This window comes from Mycolicibacterium llatzerense, from assembly GCF_025331195.1.
GTDB lineage: Bacteria > Actinomycetota > Actinomycetes > Mycobacteriales > Mycobacteriaceae > Mycobacterium > Mycobacterium llatzerense.
Genome location: NZ_LXOV01000001.1, coordinates 849409 through 866442, shown reverse-complemented (window position 1 = coordinate 866442; position 17034 = coordinate 849409). Strand labels below are relative to the sequence as shown.

14 protein-coding genes are annotated in these 17034 nt (G+C 67.2%); 9 read left to right on the top strand and 5 right to left on the bottom strand.

Translation table 11 applies throughout. The features are described from left to right. The first annotated feature begins 15 nt into the window (after positions 1 to 15). Positions 16 to 2991, top strand: a complete 2976-nt coding sequence (locus A7G45_RS04595) for an MMPL/RND family transporter (RefSeq protein WP_260934227.1) — start codon at positions 16 to 18, stop codon at positions 2989 to 2991. Then, positions 2988 to 4139: an acyltransferase PE gene (gene pe / locus A7G45_RS04590; RefSeq protein ID WP_260934226.1), complete on the top strand. Its 1152-nt coding sequence runs from the start codon at positions 2988 to 2990 to the stop codon at positions 4137 to 4139. The genes A7G45_RS04595 and pe overlap by 4 nt, the downstream gene beginning before the upstream one ends. 3 nt (positions 4140 to 4142) lie before the next feature. On the opposite strand, the gene A7G45_RS04585 is transcribed toward pe, so the two are convergent. Next, positions 4143 to 4784, bottom strand: coding sequence for a GAP family protein (locus tag A7G45_RS04585; RefSeq protein WP_260934223.1), 642 nt, complete (start codon positions 4782 to 4784; stop codon positions 4143 to 4145). A gap of 11 nt (positions 4785 to 4795) precedes the next feature. Beyond that, positions 4796 to 6508, bottom strand: coding sequence for an AMP-binding protein (locus tag A7G45_RS04580; RefSeq protein WP_260934220.1), 1713 nt, complete (start codon positions 6506 to 6508; stop codon positions 4796 to 4798). A gap of 295 nt (positions 6509 to 6803) precedes the next feature. On the opposite strand from A7G45_RS04580, the gene A7G45_RS04575 reads away from it, so the two are divergent. From A7G45_RS04575 to A7G45_RS04550, 6 genes are all read left to right on the top strand, one after another. Continuing rightward, positions 6804 to 7685 (top strand): CDP-diacylglycerol diphosphatase, encoded by an 882-nt coding sequence (locus tag A7G45_RS04575; protein ID WP_260934218.1) that lies wholly within the window; start codon positions 6804 to 6806, stop codon positions 7683 to 7685. Positions 7686 to 7766: 81 nt separating this feature from the next. Beyond that, complete coding sequence (locus A7G45_RS32220) at positions 7767 to 9281, top strand: serine/threonine-protein kinase (RefSeq protein WP_276554724.1); 1515 nt, start codon at positions 7767 to 7769, stop codon at positions 9279 to 9281. A 70-nt stretch (positions 9282 to 9351) separates the two neighbouring features. Then, positions 9352 to 10221 carry a glucose-1-phosphate thymidylyltransferase RfbA gene (gene rfbA, locus A7G45_RS04565; RefSeq protein WP_043985901.1) on the top strand — a complete coding sequence of 290 codons (870 nt, stop codon included), beginning with the start codon at positions 9352 to 9354 and terminating at the stop codon, positions 10219 to 10221. Continuing rightward, positions 10221 to 11219: a dTDP-glucose 4,6-dehydratase gene (rfbB, locus tag A7G45_RS04560; protein WP_260934214.1), complete on the top strand. Its 999-nt coding sequence runs from the start codon at positions 10221 to 10223 to the stop codon at positions 11217 to 11219. The genes rfbA and rfbB overlap by 1 nt, the downstream gene beginning before the upstream one ends. A gap of 14 nt (positions 11220 to 11233) precedes the next feature. Continuing rightward, a complete protein-coding gene (rfbD, locus tag A7G45_RS04555) occupies positions 11234 to 12640 on the top strand; it encodes a dTDP-4-dehydrorhamnose reductase (protein WP_260937960.1) in 1407 nt (468 codons plus the stop codon). A gap of 69 nt (positions 12641 to 12709) precedes the next feature. Continuing rightward, positions 12710 to 13195 carry a flavin reductase family protein gene (locus A7G45_RS04550; RefSeq protein ID WP_260934211.1) on the top strand — a complete coding sequence of 162 codons (486 nt, stop codon included), beginning with the start codon at positions 12710 to 12712 and terminating at the stop codon, positions 13193 to 13195. Between the two features lie 3 nt (positions 13196 to 13198). Here the strand turns inward: A7G45_RS04550 and A7G45_RS04545 are convergent, their stop codons facing one another. Beyond that, a complete protein-coding gene (locus tag A7G45_RS04545; protein ID WP_260937958.1) occupies positions 13199 to 13690 on the bottom strand; it encodes a CGNR zinc finger domain-containing protein in 492 nt (163 codons plus the stop codon). A gap of 64 nt (positions 13691 to 13754) precedes the next feature. Between A7G45_RS04545 and A7G45_RS04540 the strand changes: the two genes are divergently transcribed. Then, positions 13755 to 15152, top strand: a complete 1398-nt coding sequence (locus tag A7G45_RS04540) for an MFS transporter (protein ID WP_260934208.1) — start codon at positions 13755 to 13757, stop codon at positions 15150 to 15152. A gap of 4 nt (positions 15153 to 15156) precedes the next feature. On the opposite strand, the gene A7G45_RS04535 is transcribed toward A7G45_RS04540, so the two are convergent. Further along, a complete protein-coding gene (locus A7G45_RS04535) occupies positions 15157 to 15315 on the bottom strand; it encodes a hypothetical protein (protein ID WP_260934206.1) in 159 nt (52 codons plus the stop codon). Between the two features lie 126 nt (positions 15316 to 15441). Then, complete coding sequence (locus A7G45_RS04530; protein WP_276554911.1) at positions 15442 to 16638, bottom strand: IS30 family transposase; 1197 nt, start codon at positions 16636 to 16638, stop codon at positions 15442 to 15444. Between the last annotated feature and the right edge of the window lie 396 nt (positions 16639 to 17034).

The following is a 17034-nucleotide window of genomic DNA, read 5'->3' as shown; positions in this document are numbered from 1 at the left end:
GACAAGGGGCCTCAGTTGCGACGGCTAGCCGATTTTGTGGTGCGGTGGCCGTTGGTGGTGATCGGCCTGTGGATCACGCTCGCCGTGGCCCTGCCGCTGGCTGTGCCGAGCCTCAACGACATGGCCCAGAAGCATCCGCTGGCCATGCTGCCCGCCGACTCCCCGTCGAGCGTCGCCGCCCGGCAGATGACCGAGGCGTTCAAGGAACCCGGCACCGACGACCTGCTGCTGGTGGTTCTCGTCAACGACCGCGGCCTGGATCGAGCCGACGAAGCCACCTACCGCAAGTTGGTGGACGCCCTGCGCGACGACCCGCACGACGTCGTCATGCTGCAGGACTTCATCAGCACCCCACCCCTGCGGAACTTTCTGACCAGCAAGGACAAGAAGGCCTGGGTGTTGCCGGTCGGTTTGACCGGCGCGCTGGGCACGCCGCAGTCGTACGCCGCCTACAACCGCGTGGCCGACATCGTCAAACACAGCACCGCGGGCAGTCCGCTGAAGATTCAGCTCGCCGGGCCGGCGGCCACCGTCGCCGACCTCACCGTCGCCGGTGAGAAGGACCGGATGCCCATCGAGATCGCCATCGCGGTCCTGGTGCTCCTGGTCCTGCTGGTCGTCTATCGCAACCCCGTCACCATGATGTTGCCGCTGGCCGGCATCGGCATGTCCTTGGTGATCGCGCAGGCCGCGGTCGCCGGGCTGTCCCAGCTGACCGGGCTGGGGGTGTCGAACCAGGCCATCATCCTGCTGAGCGCCATGATCTTCGGCGCGGGCACGGACTATGCGGTGTTCCTGATCAGCCGCTACCACGACTATGTGCGACTGGGCGACGAGTCAACCGACGCGGTGCGCAAGGCGCTGACGTCCGTCGGCAAGGTCATCACCGCGTCGGCGGCGACGGTCGGCGTCACCTTCCTCGGCATCAGCTTCGCCAAGATGGGCGTCTTCTCTACCGTCGGGGTGTCGTCGGCGATCGGCATCTTGGTGGCCTTCCTCGCCGCGGTGACGCTGCTGCCCGCGATCATCACGCTCGTCGGGCCGCGCGGCTGGATCAAGCCGCGAAACGAGATCACCGCACAGCTGTGGCGCCGGTCCGGCGCCCGCATCGTCCGCCGGCCGCGTCTGCATCTGGTGGCCAGCCTGCTGGTGCTGATCCTGCTGGCCAGTGCCGCGAGCTTCGCGAAGTTCAACTACGACGACCGCAAGGCCGTCGCCTCGTCGGCTCCGAGTTCCGTCGGGTACGCCGCGCTCGAGAGCCACTTCAACGTCAACCAGTCCGTGCCGTCGTACGTGCTCGTCCAGTCGCCGCGCGACCTGCGCTCCCCGCAGGCCCTCGCGGACCTGGAGCAGATGGCGTCGCGCATCAGCCAATTGCCGGACGTCGCGATGGTCAGCGGCATCACCCGTCCCCTCGGCGAGGTGCCGCCGGAGTTCCGCGCCACCTTCCAGGCCGGCCTGGTCGGTGACCGGCTGACCGAGGGCGCCGGCATGATCGGCGAGCGCACCAACGACATCAACCGACTGGCGAAGGGCGCCGACACCCTCGCGACCAACCTCAGCGACGTGCGCGGCCAGGTCACCCAGATCGCCGGCAGCCTCCAGACGACGCTGGACGCCTTCACCGCGATGCGCAGCCAGTACGGCGGCGACAAGCTGGTGCAGAACGTCGAGGTCGCGGCCAAGCTCGTCAACAGTGTCAGCAAGCTCGGCAACACCCTCGGGCTGAATTACACGGCGGCCAAAGACATGTTCGGCTGGGTGGGTCCGGTGCTGGCGGCACTGCAGAACAACGCGGTGTGCGACCTCGACCTGTCCTGCGCGGAAACGCGGGGCCACTTCCAGCGCCTCGAGGAAGCGCGCCAGGACGGCACCATCGACGAGATCAACAAGCTCGCCGGGCAGTTGCAGTCCATGCAGGACCGGAAGACGCTCAACGCCTCGGTGGCGCAGCTCCAGGGCGCGATGACGAACCTGACCAAGGTGATGCGCAGCATGGGGATGGACAGCCCCGCCGGCGCGCAGGCCAACCTGACGAAACTCCGCCAGGGCGCCGATCGGTCGGCGAGCGGGAGCCGCGAAGTCGCCAACGGGGTGGACGAAGTCGTCGACCAGATCAAGCTGATGCGTTCAGGTCTCGACCAGGCCGGGGCGTTCCTGCTGTCGATGAAACAGAACGCGGCCGGTCCGACCCAGGCAGGATTCAACATCCCGCCCGAGGTGCTGCAGCTGGCGGCCTTCAAGTCGGCGTCCAAGATGTTCATCTCGCCCGACGGACACTCGGTGCGGTATCTGGTCCTCACCAAGCTCGACCCGTTCAGCTCCGCCGCGATGGATCAGGTCAACACCATCCGCGACACCGCCCGCGGCGCCCAGCCGAACACGTCGCTGTCCGATGCGACGGTGTCGATGGGCGGATATCCGGTGGCGCTCAAGGACACTCGCGACTACTACCAGAACGACATCCGGTTCATCATCATCGTCACCATCGCCGTGGTGCTGCTGATCCTGATGCTGCTCCTGCGGTCGCTGATCGCGCCGCTGTATCTGGTTGGCTCCGTGGTGCTTTCGTACTTCGCCGCGCTCGGTATCGGAGTCGTGGTGTTCCAGTACCTGTTCCACGAGCCGTTGCACTGGACCGTTCCACCATTGGCTTTCGTGGTGCTGGTCGCCGTCGGCGCCGACTACAACATGCTGTTCGTCTCGCGCATGCGTGACGAATCGCCACATGGCATGCGGTACGGCATCATTCGCACGCTGTCGTCGACCGGCGGCGTGATCACCGCGGCCGGCCTGATCTTCGCGGCCTCGATGTGGGGTCTGCTGTTCTCCAGCATCGGCACGGTGATCCAGGGCGGATTCGTCATCGGCGCCGGCATCCTGCTGGACACGTTCCTGGTACGGACCATCACCGTGCCCGCCATGGCCACGCTCGTCGGAGAGGCGAACTGGTGGCCGTCACGACCAAAACCGCAGGGGAGCAACGCATGAAGAAGCTACTTGCCAGCTCGTTGGCAATTGCCACCACGCTGCTGACGGTCGGTGCCTCAGGGCCTCTCGCGGATTGGATCGCCACGGCTGACGAGCCTTCGGGTGGCTCCGGGTCCGGCGACACGATCGTCCCCGCCATCCCGCCGATCGGTACCCCCGGTCGCGGGTACGCCCTCGGCGGCGCCCACGTCATGGGTATTCCGTACGACGAGTACATCCGGCGTACCGGCGCGGACTGGTTCCCGGGCCTGCAACGCGAGATCGTCGACTACCCTGCCGGCCAGGTTCAGGGCCACGTGCTCAGCTTCATCCCGGGCGTCGAGGAACTGCACCAGAAGATGCCGGAGATCGGGTTGAACGGCCCGAGCATCGGTGAGTCCGTCGACATCGGGCAGGACAACGTCATCCGCCGGGTCCGTGAGGGCGGCCCCGGCACCGTGATCGGCCTGTCGGAAGGCGCGATGGTCGTGCACGCCGTGCAGGACCGGCTGGCCTATGACCCGGCTGCGCCGGCGCCGAACGAGCTGTCGTTCGCCACTTACGGCGACCCGCTGACGGTCAACCCCTGGACCCAGAGCTTCCTGCGGCAGACCTTTCCCGTCGGCAGCACGGTGCCCGCGCTGGACTTCCTGATGCCGCCGGCGGTCGACAGTCAGTACGACACACACCAATTCGTCTCCGCATACGACAGCATCGCCGACTGGCCGGACCGGCCGGACAACCTGATGGCACTGGCGAACGCGGTCGTCGGCCTGGCCACCGGCCACACCGCGGTGGCGTTCACCAACCCGAAGAACGTGCCGCCGCAGAACATCATCACGACCGTCAACTCCCGCGGCGCCAAGACCACGACGTACCTGATCCCCGAGCAGCACCTGCCGCTCGTCGTGCCGTTCAAGTACCTCGGCATGTCCGAAGCGGACATGAATCACCTTGACGCCGTGATGAAACCGATGATCGACAGCGGGTACTCACGCAACGACGACCCGGCGACCGCGCCCATCGAGGTCGACCCGGTGCACGGCTACGACCCGGCCGCCGCCACCGCCCCGGCCACACAGGCCGCCTTCGGTGGTGCCGCCGACCCGGTCTCCCAGCTGATGTCGGGCATCAACTACGTGCTGAGCCACGGGCCGAGCGCGCACTAGGGGTCAGATCCCCAGCGCACCCGCCGCGACCAGCACCACGCCGACCGCCGCCAGCAGCCCAGCGACTTCGTGCCGCTGCCGGGCGCGAATCCAGTTGTGCAGCTTGCTCATTGCCGCGCGCGTGCGTTGCGGCGCGATGAGGTAGGCCAGCAGCGGGACCTCGACCAACGAGAACGCCACCACGTTGAATGCCACCAGGGCACTCATCCGTACGTCGGCTTCGACGCGCGCGGCGGCGATCACGGCCAGCGCAGCCAGATAGTCGACCGAGGGCAGCGCGATGCCCAGACCCGCGACGCCGGCGACCCACAGCGACCGGCCGTCGAGCAACCTGCTCAGCCACTCCGGCACCTGGCGGTCGCGTCCCGTGGTGACGGCCAGGAACAACGACGCCACCAACGCCAGGACGCCGATGACGATCTGCACCGTCGGCAGATTGAAATGCGCTGAGGCCCAAGCGGGTAACCGGGACTCGAGGACGAACAGCACCACCGCGCCGACGGTCAGACCCATCAGGAAACCGCCGCACAGGAAGGCGGCCAGCTGCAGGTGCGGGCGCGGCCGGTTCAGCATGACGACGGACATGCCGATCCGGAACGGCTCCAGGCTGACCGCGACCGCCATCACCAGCAGGGTGATCCACATCGGGGCGCGGGCTACGCGTCCAACCGAGTGAACTGCCCTTGCCGGTACTGCTCAGCGCAGGCCGAGCGGCGCATCTTGCCGCTCGTGGTGGTCGGGATCGAGCCCGCCTCCACCAGCACCACGTCGGCGACCTGCAATCCGTGCGCCCGCGAAATCGCGGCGACCACATCGTTTTTCATCACCGTGAGCTCGTCGGCGTCGGCCCGCGCCTTGAGTTCGATGATGGTGACCAGCTGGTCGGTGTGGTCGTCGGTCACGGCGATCGCCGCCACCCGGCCGCGGCTGATCTTCTGCACCGTTGCTTCGATGTCGTCGGAGTAGTGGTTGCGGCCGCGCACGATCAGCATGTCCTTGATGCGGCCCACGATGAACAGGTCACCGTCGGAGATGAAGCCCTGGTCTCCGGTGCGCAGCCAGCCCGTCTCGGGTGTGCCTTCGGGGGCGTCCGCCAGGGTCGCGCCGAATGCGGATCCGGTCTGCTCGGGCTTGCGCCAGTAGCCTGCGGAGACGTTGTCGCCGCAGGTCCAGATTTCGCCGACGACGCCGTCAGGGCAGGGCTGGCAAGTATCGGCATCGACGATCTGCAGCAGCGGTGCGGCCGCCCGCCCGTACCGCATGAGGGGGGTGCCACCCGCTTTGCGCAGCGCGATGCCCTGGGTCAGTTCGTCGGCGGCGAACTCGACGACCTCCGGCGGACGGCCGTGGGCGCCGCTGGCCACGAACAGCGTCGCCTCGGCCAGGCCGTACGACGGCACCATCATCTCGGGCCGGAAGCCGACGGCCGCGAAGCGATCGTCGAACTTCACCAAGGTCGGTGGGTGAATGCGCTCGGCACCGTTGTTGATGCCGATGACGCCGCTGAGATCGAGTTCGGCCATCTCGGCCGCGGTGACGCGCCGGGTGGCGAGATCGAACGCGAAGTTCGGGGCGGCCGACCACGCGGGGTTGTTCCGGGACAGCGCCTGCAGCCAGCGGACGGGGCGGGTCAGGAACGCGATCGGACTCATCAGGTCGGCCTGATGGCCGGACAAGATGGGCACCGCGATCCCGAGCACCAGGCCCATGTCGTGGTAGAAGGGCAGCCACGAGACCAGCGTCGACCCCGGCGGCAGCGCCCCGCCGTGCTGCGACAGCAGATCGGCGAGCAGTTGCTCGATGTTCACCCGCAGGTTCTTGTGCGAGATCATCACGCCGGCCGGCAGCCGCGTCGAGCCCGAGGTGTACTGCAGGTACGCGATGTCCGGGCCCGCGGGCACGTCTTCGTCGAAATCTCGGTCGGCGTCCAGATCGAGGGTGTCGACGGCGATCACGGCGACCATGGAGGCGCCGTCGTCCACGTTCTGCGCCGCGATGTCGAACGCGGCGGCGGTGGTCAGCACGACCGTCGGCGACGTGTCGGTGATGACGGCGCTGACGCGCTCGTCGTGCGAGCCAGGTAGCGGCACCGACAGCGGTACCGCGATGAAACCCGCCTGCATGGCGCCCAGGAACCCGACGATGTACGCGAGCCCCTGCGGCGCGATGATCAGCGCCCGGTCGCCGGGGGCGCCGTGCATGCTGAGCTCGTGCGCCACGTTGAGGGTGCGGCGGTACAGCTGGGCCCAGGTCAGGCTCTCGGTGACGCCGTCCCAGTCGTGGTCGTAATCGGTGAAGGTGAACGCCACGTCGTCGGGAGTCAGGCCGGCGCGCTCTCGCAGCACAGAGAGGATCGACGCATCGGACATGGCGCCAAGGCTACTCAACTCCCATGAGAGCGGTGGTAGCTGGTTTGGCGGTGCGGGCTCTCCACAGACACCTTTCGTCGGGAGCCGTCAACTTTCCTTGACGGTCAAGGAAAGTTGACGGCTCCAAATCGACTGTGTGGAGGGAGCGCCGGCCTGCGGGAAGCCGGTTGTGTCCCCCAATCGGAGGACACCGATTTCGTCCGGTCGGGGGCCCGATCAGCGGACTGACCTGGGGCGTCAATTCCGCGAAGGTTGCTTCAACACCGAAGCACACCCCAAACCTTCAGGAGACAAGATGACCACCACGACCGTGACCACCCGCTCCCGCTTCACCCGCCGTATCGCGGCCGCCGCCGCCATGGTGGCAGCGCCGGCGCTGGTCTTCGGTCTGTCGCCGGTGGCCCACGCAGAGACGGGCACGCAGCACTTCCAAGGTTGCGACGACCACAAGCAGGACGGCATCTGGGACGGCGTCAAGCCGCCGGCACACGGCACCACCGGACAGCACTCGCCGAAGAACCCGGGCCACAACTTCGAGGTCCAGTGGCCGGGCAACGACTCGACGCGCGGCTGGGCCGTCAAGCCGGGTAAGTCCGACAAGAACGCGATGAAGGAGACCCAGGACCTGTTGATCGTGCCGACCGTGCGCGAGACCGGGATCGAGTGCGACAAACTGCTCCGCTCGGACGCCCCGAACTACTTCAAGGCCGGCTTCGAGTCGCTCCACTTCTCCAGCGCCCCGGACTGGGCCCTGGGCATCAATTCAAAGGACGGCCGCGGCATGGACCAGCTGCACATCCACCTGACCCGGTTGTACAGCGGGGCCCGCGAGGACATCGACCGCGCGGTCAAGGCCGGCAAGGTGTCCAAAGATGAGACGAAGTGGGTCAACCAGGTCATCGAGGTCTCCGACCACGACAAGGCATTCCTGCCCAGCGGCAAGCACCAGTACCGGGCCTGGAACGCGAACGGCATGGACGCCAACTTCTTCGCCAAGCTGCACGACGACATCGTCGCGCCGCTGCAGAAGCAGGGAAAGACGGACGTCGGCATGGCTCACGAGACGATGCTGATCACGCTCAACCGCGATGGCAACGGGCTGGTGGTCCTGGAAAGTGACACCAACAGCGGCATCCACGGTGTCAACCAGATCGAGGGAATCATGGACAAGCGGTAGACCCCGCGACATGCGGCAGGCGGCCACTCGAGCGAGTCTCGAGTGGCCGCCGATTCGTGTTCTGGCAGTTACGATCCGACCATGTCGCTGCCCGATGGATCGGTCTTCGCCGGATTCACCGTGGTCAGAAAATTGGGTGCCGGAGGCATGGGCGAGGTGTACCTGGTCCAGCATCCGCGGCTGCCTCGCACCGACGCGCTGAAGGTACTGCCGGCGACGTTGTCCGGCGACGCCGAATACCGGCGGCGCTTCGAGCGCGAGGCTGACGCCGCGGCGACGTTGTGGCACCAGCACATCGTCGGAGTGCACGACCGCGGCGAATGCGACGGGCGACTGTGGATCTCGATGGACTACGTCGAGGGTTCCGACGCCGGTGATGTGGTCCGGACGCAGTGCCCCGGTGGGATGCCGCGCGGCCAGGTGATCGCCATCGTCACCGCGATTGCCGACGCGCTGGATCACGCGCACAGCCGCGGGCTGCTGCATCGCGACGTCAAACCCGCGAACATCTTGTTGGGCGCAGGGGGCCCGGGCCGTGGTCGGGTGCTGTTGGCCGATTTCGGGATCGCCCGCCGCGTCGACGATTTCGACGGACTGACGTCGACGAACATGACGCTCGGCACGCCGAACTACGCGTCGCCGGAGCAATTGCTGGGCGAGGCCCTCGATGGTCGCTCCGATCAATATGCCCTGGCCGCCACGGCTTTTCAGCTGTTGACCGGCCACTCCCCGGGCGGGGACTCCACCCCGGTGGTGATCATCAGCCAACGCTTGAGCGGAGTGGTGCCGCGGCTGGCAGAGTTCCGGCCAGATCTCGCCGATCTGGACCCCGTGATGGCGATCGCGATGGCCCGTCGACCTGCTGACCGCTTCCAGTCGTGTGGGGATTTCGCCGCGGCACTGGCACGTGGCGCGGCGGCGACGCTGCCGCCGTCCGCCTCGGCTCCCGCGGTACCCGGAGCGCCGACAGTTCACGCCGCGCCGGTCGCCGCGCCCATGGGGCTTGCGCACCAACCAAATCCGCCGGCGACGACGCGGCGCGGACTGAGCCCGACGGTCTGGGCACTCATGGGAATCGGGGTGCTGCTGGCGGTGGCCCTGGTCTTCGCCGGCGTGGCGTTGATGGGTGGGCGTGACGGCCATAGCGGCGCAACGACTTCGGCGGAGGCCACGACGACCCCGGTCGAGACGTCGGGCGTGACCGTGACCTCGGTCGAATCCACCGAGCCGGAGAGCTCCACGACGCTGACGCCCACGACAGCGCGAATGGTGCTGCCCGACGCCGACTCCCACGGCTTCACCACCTACGACGGGGCCGCCCGGTGCGCCGGTGCGGACGAGGCCGCGATGATCCTGCGGACGCCGCAGTCGGCGGTCGTGATCTGCCGCAGCAGCGTCGGCGTGCTGTATTACCTGGGGTATCGGCTGTCCGACGGCGCGAAGATCCGGCTGGGCACCGTGCACGCATCCGGCGACGGCTATGTCGCGATCAACGATCCCGATTCGGCCGAGTACCACGTCTCGTCGTCCGGGCTGGAGATCGTGCAGGACGGCAAGACGCTGGCGTCCGAGCCGGCCCTCGAATCCGCGCGCTGAACGGCCTGCCGGGCAGGCGTGTCCAGCGCATGCCGCTCTGTGGCCGGCGGCTGTATGTCAGGATTGCTGAGTGAAAGGGATCATCCTGGCGGGCGGCGCGGGGACGCGACTGCACCCCGTCACGGCCGGGGTCTCCAAGCAGCTGATCCCGGTTTACGACAAACCGATGATCTATTACCCGCTGTCCACGCTGATGCTGGCGGGGATCACCGACATCCTGGTCATCACGACGCCGCTCGATGCGCCGAGTTTCGAGCGGCTGCTCGGCGACGGATCGCAGTACGGCGTATCGATCAGCTATGCCCAGCAGCCGTCGCCCGACGGTCTCGCGCAGGCTTTCACCATCGGCGCGGATTTCCTTGACGGACAGAGCGTCGCACTGGTGCTCGGTGACAACCTGCTCTATGGCCCTGGTCTGGGCAATCAGCTACAGCGGTTCACCAACGTCGACGGCGGGGCGATCTTCGGCTACTGGGTCGCCGAGCCCTCGGCCTACGGCGTCATCGAGTTCGACGACGCCGGGCGGGCGGTCTCCCTGGAGGAAAAGCCTGTGGTGCCGAAGAGTAACTACGCCGTGCCGGGCCTGTACTTCTACAGCAACGACGTGGTGTCGATCGCGCGCGAGCTGAAGCCCAGCGCCCGCGGCGAGTACGAGATCACCGATATCAACCGAACCTATCTGGCGCAGAACAGATTACGGGTGCAGGTGCTGCCCCGCGGGACGGCGTGGCTCGACACCGGGACATTCGACCAGATGACGGACGCGGCGGAATTCGTCCGGACGATCGAGCGGCGCACCGGATTGAAGATCGGGGTGCCCGAGGAAATCGCTTGGCGGCGTGGCTATCTCAGCGGTGACGAACTGCGGCAGCGCGCCGAGCCGTTGGTGAAGTCCGGCTACGGCACGTATCTGTTGGACCTGCTGGCCAGGGGACTTTGATGGCACGGCTGCTGGTCACCGGGGGCGCCGGATTCATCGGCGCCAACTTCGTCCGATACGTCCTCGACCACACCGACCATCACGTGACGGTGCTGGACAAGCTGACCTACGCGGGCAACCGGGAATCCCTCGCGGGCCTGCCGGAACAGCGGATGACGTTCGTCCTCGGTGACGTCGCCGACGCGGCCTTGGTCGACGAGCTGATGGCCACGACCGACATCGTGGTGCACTTCGCCGCCGAATCGCACAACGACAACTCGCTGCGGGATCCGGAACCGTTCCTGCACACCAACGTGATCGGGACGTTCACGCTGCTGGAGGCGGTGCGCAAGCACGGTGCCCGGCTGCACCACATCTCTACCGACGAGGTGTACGGCGACCTCGAACTCGACGATCCCGCCAAGTTCACCGAGGGCACGGCATACAACCCGTCGTCACCGTATTCGTCGACCAAGGCCGGCAGTGACCTGCTGGTGCGGGCCTGGGTGCGCTCGTTCGGGGTCCGCGCCACAATTTCCAACTGCTCCAACAACTATGGGTCCTACCAGCACGTCGAGAAGTTCATTCCGCGCCAGATCACCAACGTGCTGTGCGGAATCCGGCCGAAGCTCTATGGTGCGGGTCGCAATGTGCGGGACTGGATCCACGTCGACGATCACTCGTCCGCGGTGCTCGCGATCATCGAGCAGGGCCGCATCGGTGAGACGTACCTGATCGGTGCGGACGGCGAGAAGGACAACAAGGCCGTCATCGAGATGATCCTGACGCAGATGGGGCAACCGGCCGACGCGTACGGCCATGTCACCGACCGCGCGGGTCATGACCTGCGTTACGCCATCGATTCCACCAAGCTACGCACCGAACTCGGTTGGCAGCCAAAGTATCTCGATTTCGCCGACGGGCTGAGCGCCACCATCGCCTGGTACCGCGACAACGACGCATGGTGGCGGCCGGTCAAGGACGCCACCGAAGCGCGCTACGCCAGCCAGGGCCAGTGAGCGACGGGCGACCAGTGACCGAGTACGGGAAACCGTTGTCCGCCAACACCACACCGATCCCCGGGCTGACCGTCTGGGAACTGCCGGTCCACGGCGACAACCGCGGCTGGTTCAAAGAGAACTGGCAGCGCGAGAAGATGACGGCGCTCGGACTGCCGGATTTCGGGCCCGTGCAGAACAACGTGTCGTTCAACGACGCGGCAGGCACCACCCGCGGCATCCACGCCGAACCGTGGGACAAGTTCGTCTCCGTTGCGACAGGCCGGATCTTCGGTGCCTGGGTCGACCTGCGGGACGGCCCGTCGTTCGGGGCCGTGTTCACCGCCGAGTTGGACCCGTCGCGCGCCGTGTTCGTGCCCCGCGGGGTCGGCAACGCGTATCAGACCCTGGAAGCCGACACCGCATACGTCTACCTGGTCAACGACCACTATTCGTTTGACGCCCAATATGTTTCGGTGAATCTGGCCGACGAGACGCTGGCCATCGAATGGCCGATTCCGCTCGAGCGCGCCGAGCTGTCGGTCAAGGACCGGACGCATCCGCGGTTGGCGGACGTGCAACCCGTCGCACCGCGAAAGACGTTGGTACTTGGTGCGAATGGTCAACTCGGCCGGGCCCTGCGCGCCGACTACGGCGACGACCCGAGCGTTGAGTTCGTCACGCGGGACGAGGTGGATCTGGCCGGGGACCTGGAAACGGCGATCCGGTGGCAGGACTACGACACCGTCATCAACGCGGCCGCCTACACGGCGGTGGACGACGCCGAGACGCCGGGCGGTCGGGCCGACGCCTGGGCCGTCAACGTCACGGGGGTTGCGGCACTGGCGCGCATCGCGACCGCCCGCGGCCTCACGCTGGTGCACTTCTCCAGCGACTACGTCTTCGACGGCACGTCCGAGTCGCCGTACCGGGAGGACGACCCGATCGCCCCGCTGGGCGTGTACGGCCAGACCAAGGCGGCGGGCGACCAGCTCGTCGCGACGGTGCCGCGGCACTACCTCCTGCGGACGTCATGGGTGATCGGCGACGGCCACAACTTCGTCCGCACCATGCTGTCGCTGGCCGAGCGCGGCGTCGACCCGTCGGTGGTCGACGACCAGTTCGGGCGGCTGACCTTCACCTCCGAGCTGGCCCGGGCGGTCCGACACCTCACCACGACCGGCGCTCCCTACGGGACGTACAACGTCACCGGCGCGGGCCCGGCCACGTCGTGGGCCGACATCGCCCGCCGGATATTTGAGCTGGCCGGACACGACCCCCAGCGGGTCACCGGCGTCAGCACCGACGCCTATTTCGCCTCGGCGACCAGGGCGGTGGCACCCCGCCCGCGGAACAGCGCGCTCGACAACCAGAAGCTGGAATCAACGGGATTCATACCCGAGTCGTCCGAAGACTCGCTGGCGCGCTACCTGGGCCGGTAGCAGCGCATTCCCGCCAAGCGGACGCTTGCTCGGGTGCGCCGGGGAGCGCCGTGTGAAGATGGAGGGACTATGAGCTCCACAGATCTCAGCCCGGCGTCCCTGCGTGCAGCGTTCGGCTGCTTCCCCATCGGTGTCGTCGCCATCGCAGCCGAAGTCGAGGGCGTCAAGGTCGGCCTGGCCGCCAGTACCTTCGTGCCGGTGTCGCTGGAACCGCCGCTCGTGTCGTTCTGTGTGCAGAACACCTCGACCACCTGGCCCAAGCTCAAGGACCTGCCGGCCCTGGGTATCAGCGTGTTGGGACAGCACCACGACGCCGCGGCGCGCACCCTCGCCGCGAAGACCGGCGATCGGTTCGCCGGCATGGAAACCGAGGCGCGCGAGAACGGTTCGCTGTTCATCCACGGCACCAGCGTGTGGCTCGAGACGTCGATCGATCAACTGGTTCCCGCCGGTGATCACACCATCGTGGTCCTGGCAATCAGCGACATCATCGTCAACCCGGACGTCGAGCCGATGGTCTTCCACCGCAGCTCATTCCGCCGCCTGGAGGCCTGAGTCTCAGCCGCTGCGTCGGCCCGATGACGCCCGGTGCCGACGGACGGCGTCGCGGTTCGCGCAACCGTGGCTGCAGTATTTCTGCGTCCCGGGCCGGGTGAAGTCGACGAAGGCGTTCGCACAGTCGGTCCGTGCGCAGCGACGAATCCGGTGCATGCCCCGTTCGGCGAGGTAGTGAGCCGCGGCGGCGCTGGTCGCGCCGGCCATCGTGGCGGCGAATCCGGCGTCGGGAGCGCGGTAGTGCAGGTGCCAGCCGCTGCCGTCGTGATTGGTGATCGAGGGGCTGGTCGTATAGCGGGCCAGCAGTCGGTTGAGAACGCTCACCCGGTCCTCATCGGCGGGGGCTTCGACCAGGGTTTCCCACTGCCGCAAGAACTCTCGCACCTGTCGTAGGTCTTCGGTCGTAGCGTCGTGCTCGGTGGGCATGGCCCGTGCGGTCCACCGATCCTGGAGCTCTGCGGGCGTGGTCGGCGGCCGGTTGAGCAGGTCGGTCACGTTCTGCAACAGCGGTTCGGTGTAAGGGTTTACACGTACAAGGGCATTACATCAACGTGGCACTGTGCCGTCAACACCCTCCGTATCGAAGCCCACTCAACCCGTCGCGATGGCCAACCGGCTCGCCGACCGGCGTCCGCTGTTGGCATGTTGCGCCGCAACGTTTCTCCTCCTCGTCTACACCACTGTGGTGACCGTCAGCGCAGCCACCATCGCCGACGACCTCGGGACCGGATTCACGGTCGCGCAGTGGATCGTCGACGTCTACACCTTGGCCCTCGCCGCCCTCGTCTTGGCGATGGGAACTCTCGGCGACCGAATTGGGCACCGGCGGCTGTTCCTGCTCGCCTTGGCCGCATTCGGCGCCGCGTCACTGGCTTGTGCGCTGGCGGAGTCCGGCGGTCTGCTGATCGTCGCCCGCGCGTTGCAAGGCGTCGGCGGCGCCGCGATATTCGCGACCGCGGTGCCGCTGCTGACACAGTCCTATTCCGGACGCGCCCGCGGAATCGCGTTTGCCATCTGGGGTGCGGTTGCCGGCGCGGGCAGCGCGGTCGGCACGCTCGCCGGTGGTGCCGTCACCGAATTCCTCAGCTGGCGTTGGTTGTTCGTCGCCGCGGTACCCGTGTGCGGCATCGCACTACTCCTCGGCGCGGCCGCGCTACCGCGCGAGCACCACCGCGGTGGCCGGGTCGACGTCGCCGGCGCAGCGCTGATCACGACAGCGATGACCGGGATCACCTACGCGATGATCAACGCCGGAGAACACGGCTGGGTCTCGACCGGCACCGTCGCGGGTGCCGTGACAGGCCTGGTGGCCGCCGGCGCATTCGTCGTCGTCCAGCGCCGTGTTGCCAATCCGGTCTTGCCTGCGGGCCTGTTCGCCACCCGCGGCTTCACCGGCGCGCTCACCGCGGCGTTCGCCTACTATTTCGCCGGTTTTGCGGCACTGCCCGCGCTGTCGCGGTGGCTGCAGGGCACCGCGGGCCTGAGCGCGCTGCAGGCATCGCTGATCCTGACCATTCAGCTGGCGGCGTTCATCGGGGTATCGCTCACCTGCAGTGCCCGACTGCACGATGCGCCGCGAAGCTGGGTGCTCGGTGGTGGCACGGTGCTGACCGGCCTGGCATGCCTGGCGGGCGGCGCCATCGTCGCCCGGCCGCAGTGGACGACGCTCATCGCCGCGCTGGCGGTGACCGGCGTCGGCGCCGGGATGGTCTCACCCGTGCTGCCCGCCATCGCCGCAACCTCGGTACCACCGGCGCGCGCCGGCACCGCGGCCGCGGCGGTCAACGCGGCTCGTCAGCTCGGTCTGACCATCGGGGTCGCGCTGTGCGGTGCGTTGGCCACAACGGGCGACATGAGCGCCGGCGTCTCGACACCTGGACTCAGCGCGGCGTTCATCGTCGCGGGGCTCGTTGCGATCTGTGGTGGAGCGCTCAGCTTCCGCTTGCTCCGTGCCTAGCGCGTCAGGGTTTGGCGGCCAGTTCCCGCCGGTAACCGTCTACCCGTTGTTCGAGCTCGGCGGCGTCGTCGGGCCGGCCCTCTTTCCGCGCCAGCTCGGCGCGCGCGGAAAGCTCGCGGATCGCGGTACGGATGTCGTTGACGCTCTTGGTTTCTTGACTCATGCGGCTGCCTTTCGTCGCGGATTGGCTGCCCTTCCGACACTACGCCGACCCGAAAGAAGTGCCTCGAAATAGCCGAAATGGTCGTCCCCAGGCGGCGGTTTCTAGGGGTCGTCGCAACACTGCTGGTTATTGAGTCAGCAGTAGATCACGCAAGCGCTCGGCTGGGGTGTCCCAGTCGAGCGTTTTGCGTGGGCGTCCGTTGAGTTGCTGGGCGACGTGTTCGAGGTCTTCGGGTCCGAACACACTCAGGTCGCTGCCCTTGGGGAAGTACTGGCGCAGCAGGCCGTTGGTGTTCTCGTTGGTGCCGCGCTGCCACGGGCTGGCCGGGTCGCAGAAGTACACCTGCATGTCGGTGGCGGTGGTGAATCCTTTGTGGCCGGCCATCTCGGCGCCTTGGTCCCAGGTCAGCGATCCCCGCAGGTGCTCGGGCAGGGTCATCATCGTGGCGATCAGCCCGTCGCGAACCGTTTCGGCGTCATGGCTGCCGGGCAGGTGCACCAGCATCGTGTAGCGGGTCGCGCGTTCGACCAGGGTGCCGATCGCGGTCTTGTTGAGTTCACCCATGATCAGGTCGCCTTCCCAGTGCCCCGGGACGGCCCGATCCTCGATGTCGGGCCGGTCGGCGATCATGAGCATCGGGTCGACGAACCGCTGGTAGCGCTCGCCGGGTTTGCGTTGCGGTTTGCGTGTGGTGCGGCCGGACCGAAGTGCTTGAGTCACTTCCTTTTTCAGCCCACCACGGGCCTGAAAATACAGGGCTTGATAGATCGTTTCGTGGCTCACCCGCATGCTCTCGTCGTCTGGAAAGTCCTTGACCAGGCGATGCGAAATCTCCTCCGGGGACCACCGCTGATCCAGCCCCTGTTCGACCTGTTCCCGCAGCCTCTGGTTGGTGACAAGTTTGGACTCTTTTGGCCGGGACCGGGCCAATGCGGCCGCCGCATCGGCCTGATACGGCAGATACAGGCCCTCGATACTGCGCGCAGAGATCTCGCGGGACACCGTGGACTTGTGCCGGCCGATCATGTCGGCGATCGCGGTGCGGGTCAGCCCGGCGGCCAGTCCATCAGCGATCGCCAGCCGGTCCGTGAGCTGCAAATACCTGCTAGCCGACTCGTCATCAGATGTGGTTTCAGTATGGGCTGCACGGGTTTTCACCGGTCGTGTGTACCGCCTGCCGGCGATGTCATCGCTGACCGTGCCATCGGGATGCACCCGCGTGTTGCCGACTCGCCGGTCCCCGTACCGCCAACGCTGGCCTGTCTTGACATGGACCTCGACCTCGCGGGCCGCCCGCGCGACAGACCACCCTTCATCGAGCAGTTCAAAGAACCGAGCCCGTGCAGCGGACTTACCCCGCCGCTGCTGCTCGGGCTCGATCAAGCCCTGATCAACGAGCACCTGCCGAACCGTGGAATGCGCCCGCCCGACCGCTTTGGCGGCCGCGTTCACCGACCCGGTCTTGATGAACACATCGGCCACCTGAGCCGGATCAACGCCACGCATGCCCGGTCTCAGCGGACCCAGCGACTGCCCCATCGCCCGCAAGATCGCATACACCCGTGGCTCCGACAACCTCAACGCCTGCGCAGCTTCCCGCACCGACACACCCGCATCAATCAGCTTTGCTAGCTGATCATCACGCCGAACACGATCCCCTGAAAACGACACGATCGCCGCAACCCCTCACATTCATGAGTGTTGCGACGACCGTGTGAA

Coding starts and splice junctions, on each gene's coding strand:
- A7G45_RS04580 (WP_260934220.1), bottom strand. CDS start 6,508: ATGTCCGATGCGTCGATCCTCTCTGTGCTGCGAGAGCGCGCCGGCCTG.
- A7G45_RS32220 (WP_276554724.1), top strand. CDS start 7,767: ATGTCGCTGCCCGATGGATCGGTCTTCGCCGGATTCACCGTGGTCAGA.
- rfbB (WP_260934214.1), top strand. CDS start 10,221: ATGGCACGGCTGCTGGTCACCGGGGGCGCCGGATTCATCGGCGCCAAC.
- pe (WP_260934226.1), top strand. CDS start 2,988: ATGAAGAAGCTACTTGCCAGCTCGTTGGCAATTGCCACCACGCTGCTG.
- A7G45_RS04535 (WP_260934206.1), bottom strand. CDS start 15,315: ATGAGTCAAGAAACCAAGAGCGTCAACGACATCCGTACCGCGATCCGC.
- A7G45_RS04585 (WP_260934223.1), bottom strand. CDS start 4,784: ATGTGGATCACCCTGCTGGTGATGGCGGTCGCGGTCAGCCTGGAGCCG.
- A7G45_RS04575 (WP_260934218.1), top strand. CDS start 6,804: ATGACCACCACGACCGTGACCACCCGCTCCCGCTTCACCCGCCGTATC.
- A7G45_RS04550 (WP_260934211.1), top strand. CDS start 12,710: ATGAGCTCCACAGATCTCAGCCCGGCGTCCCTGCGTGCAGCGTTCGGC.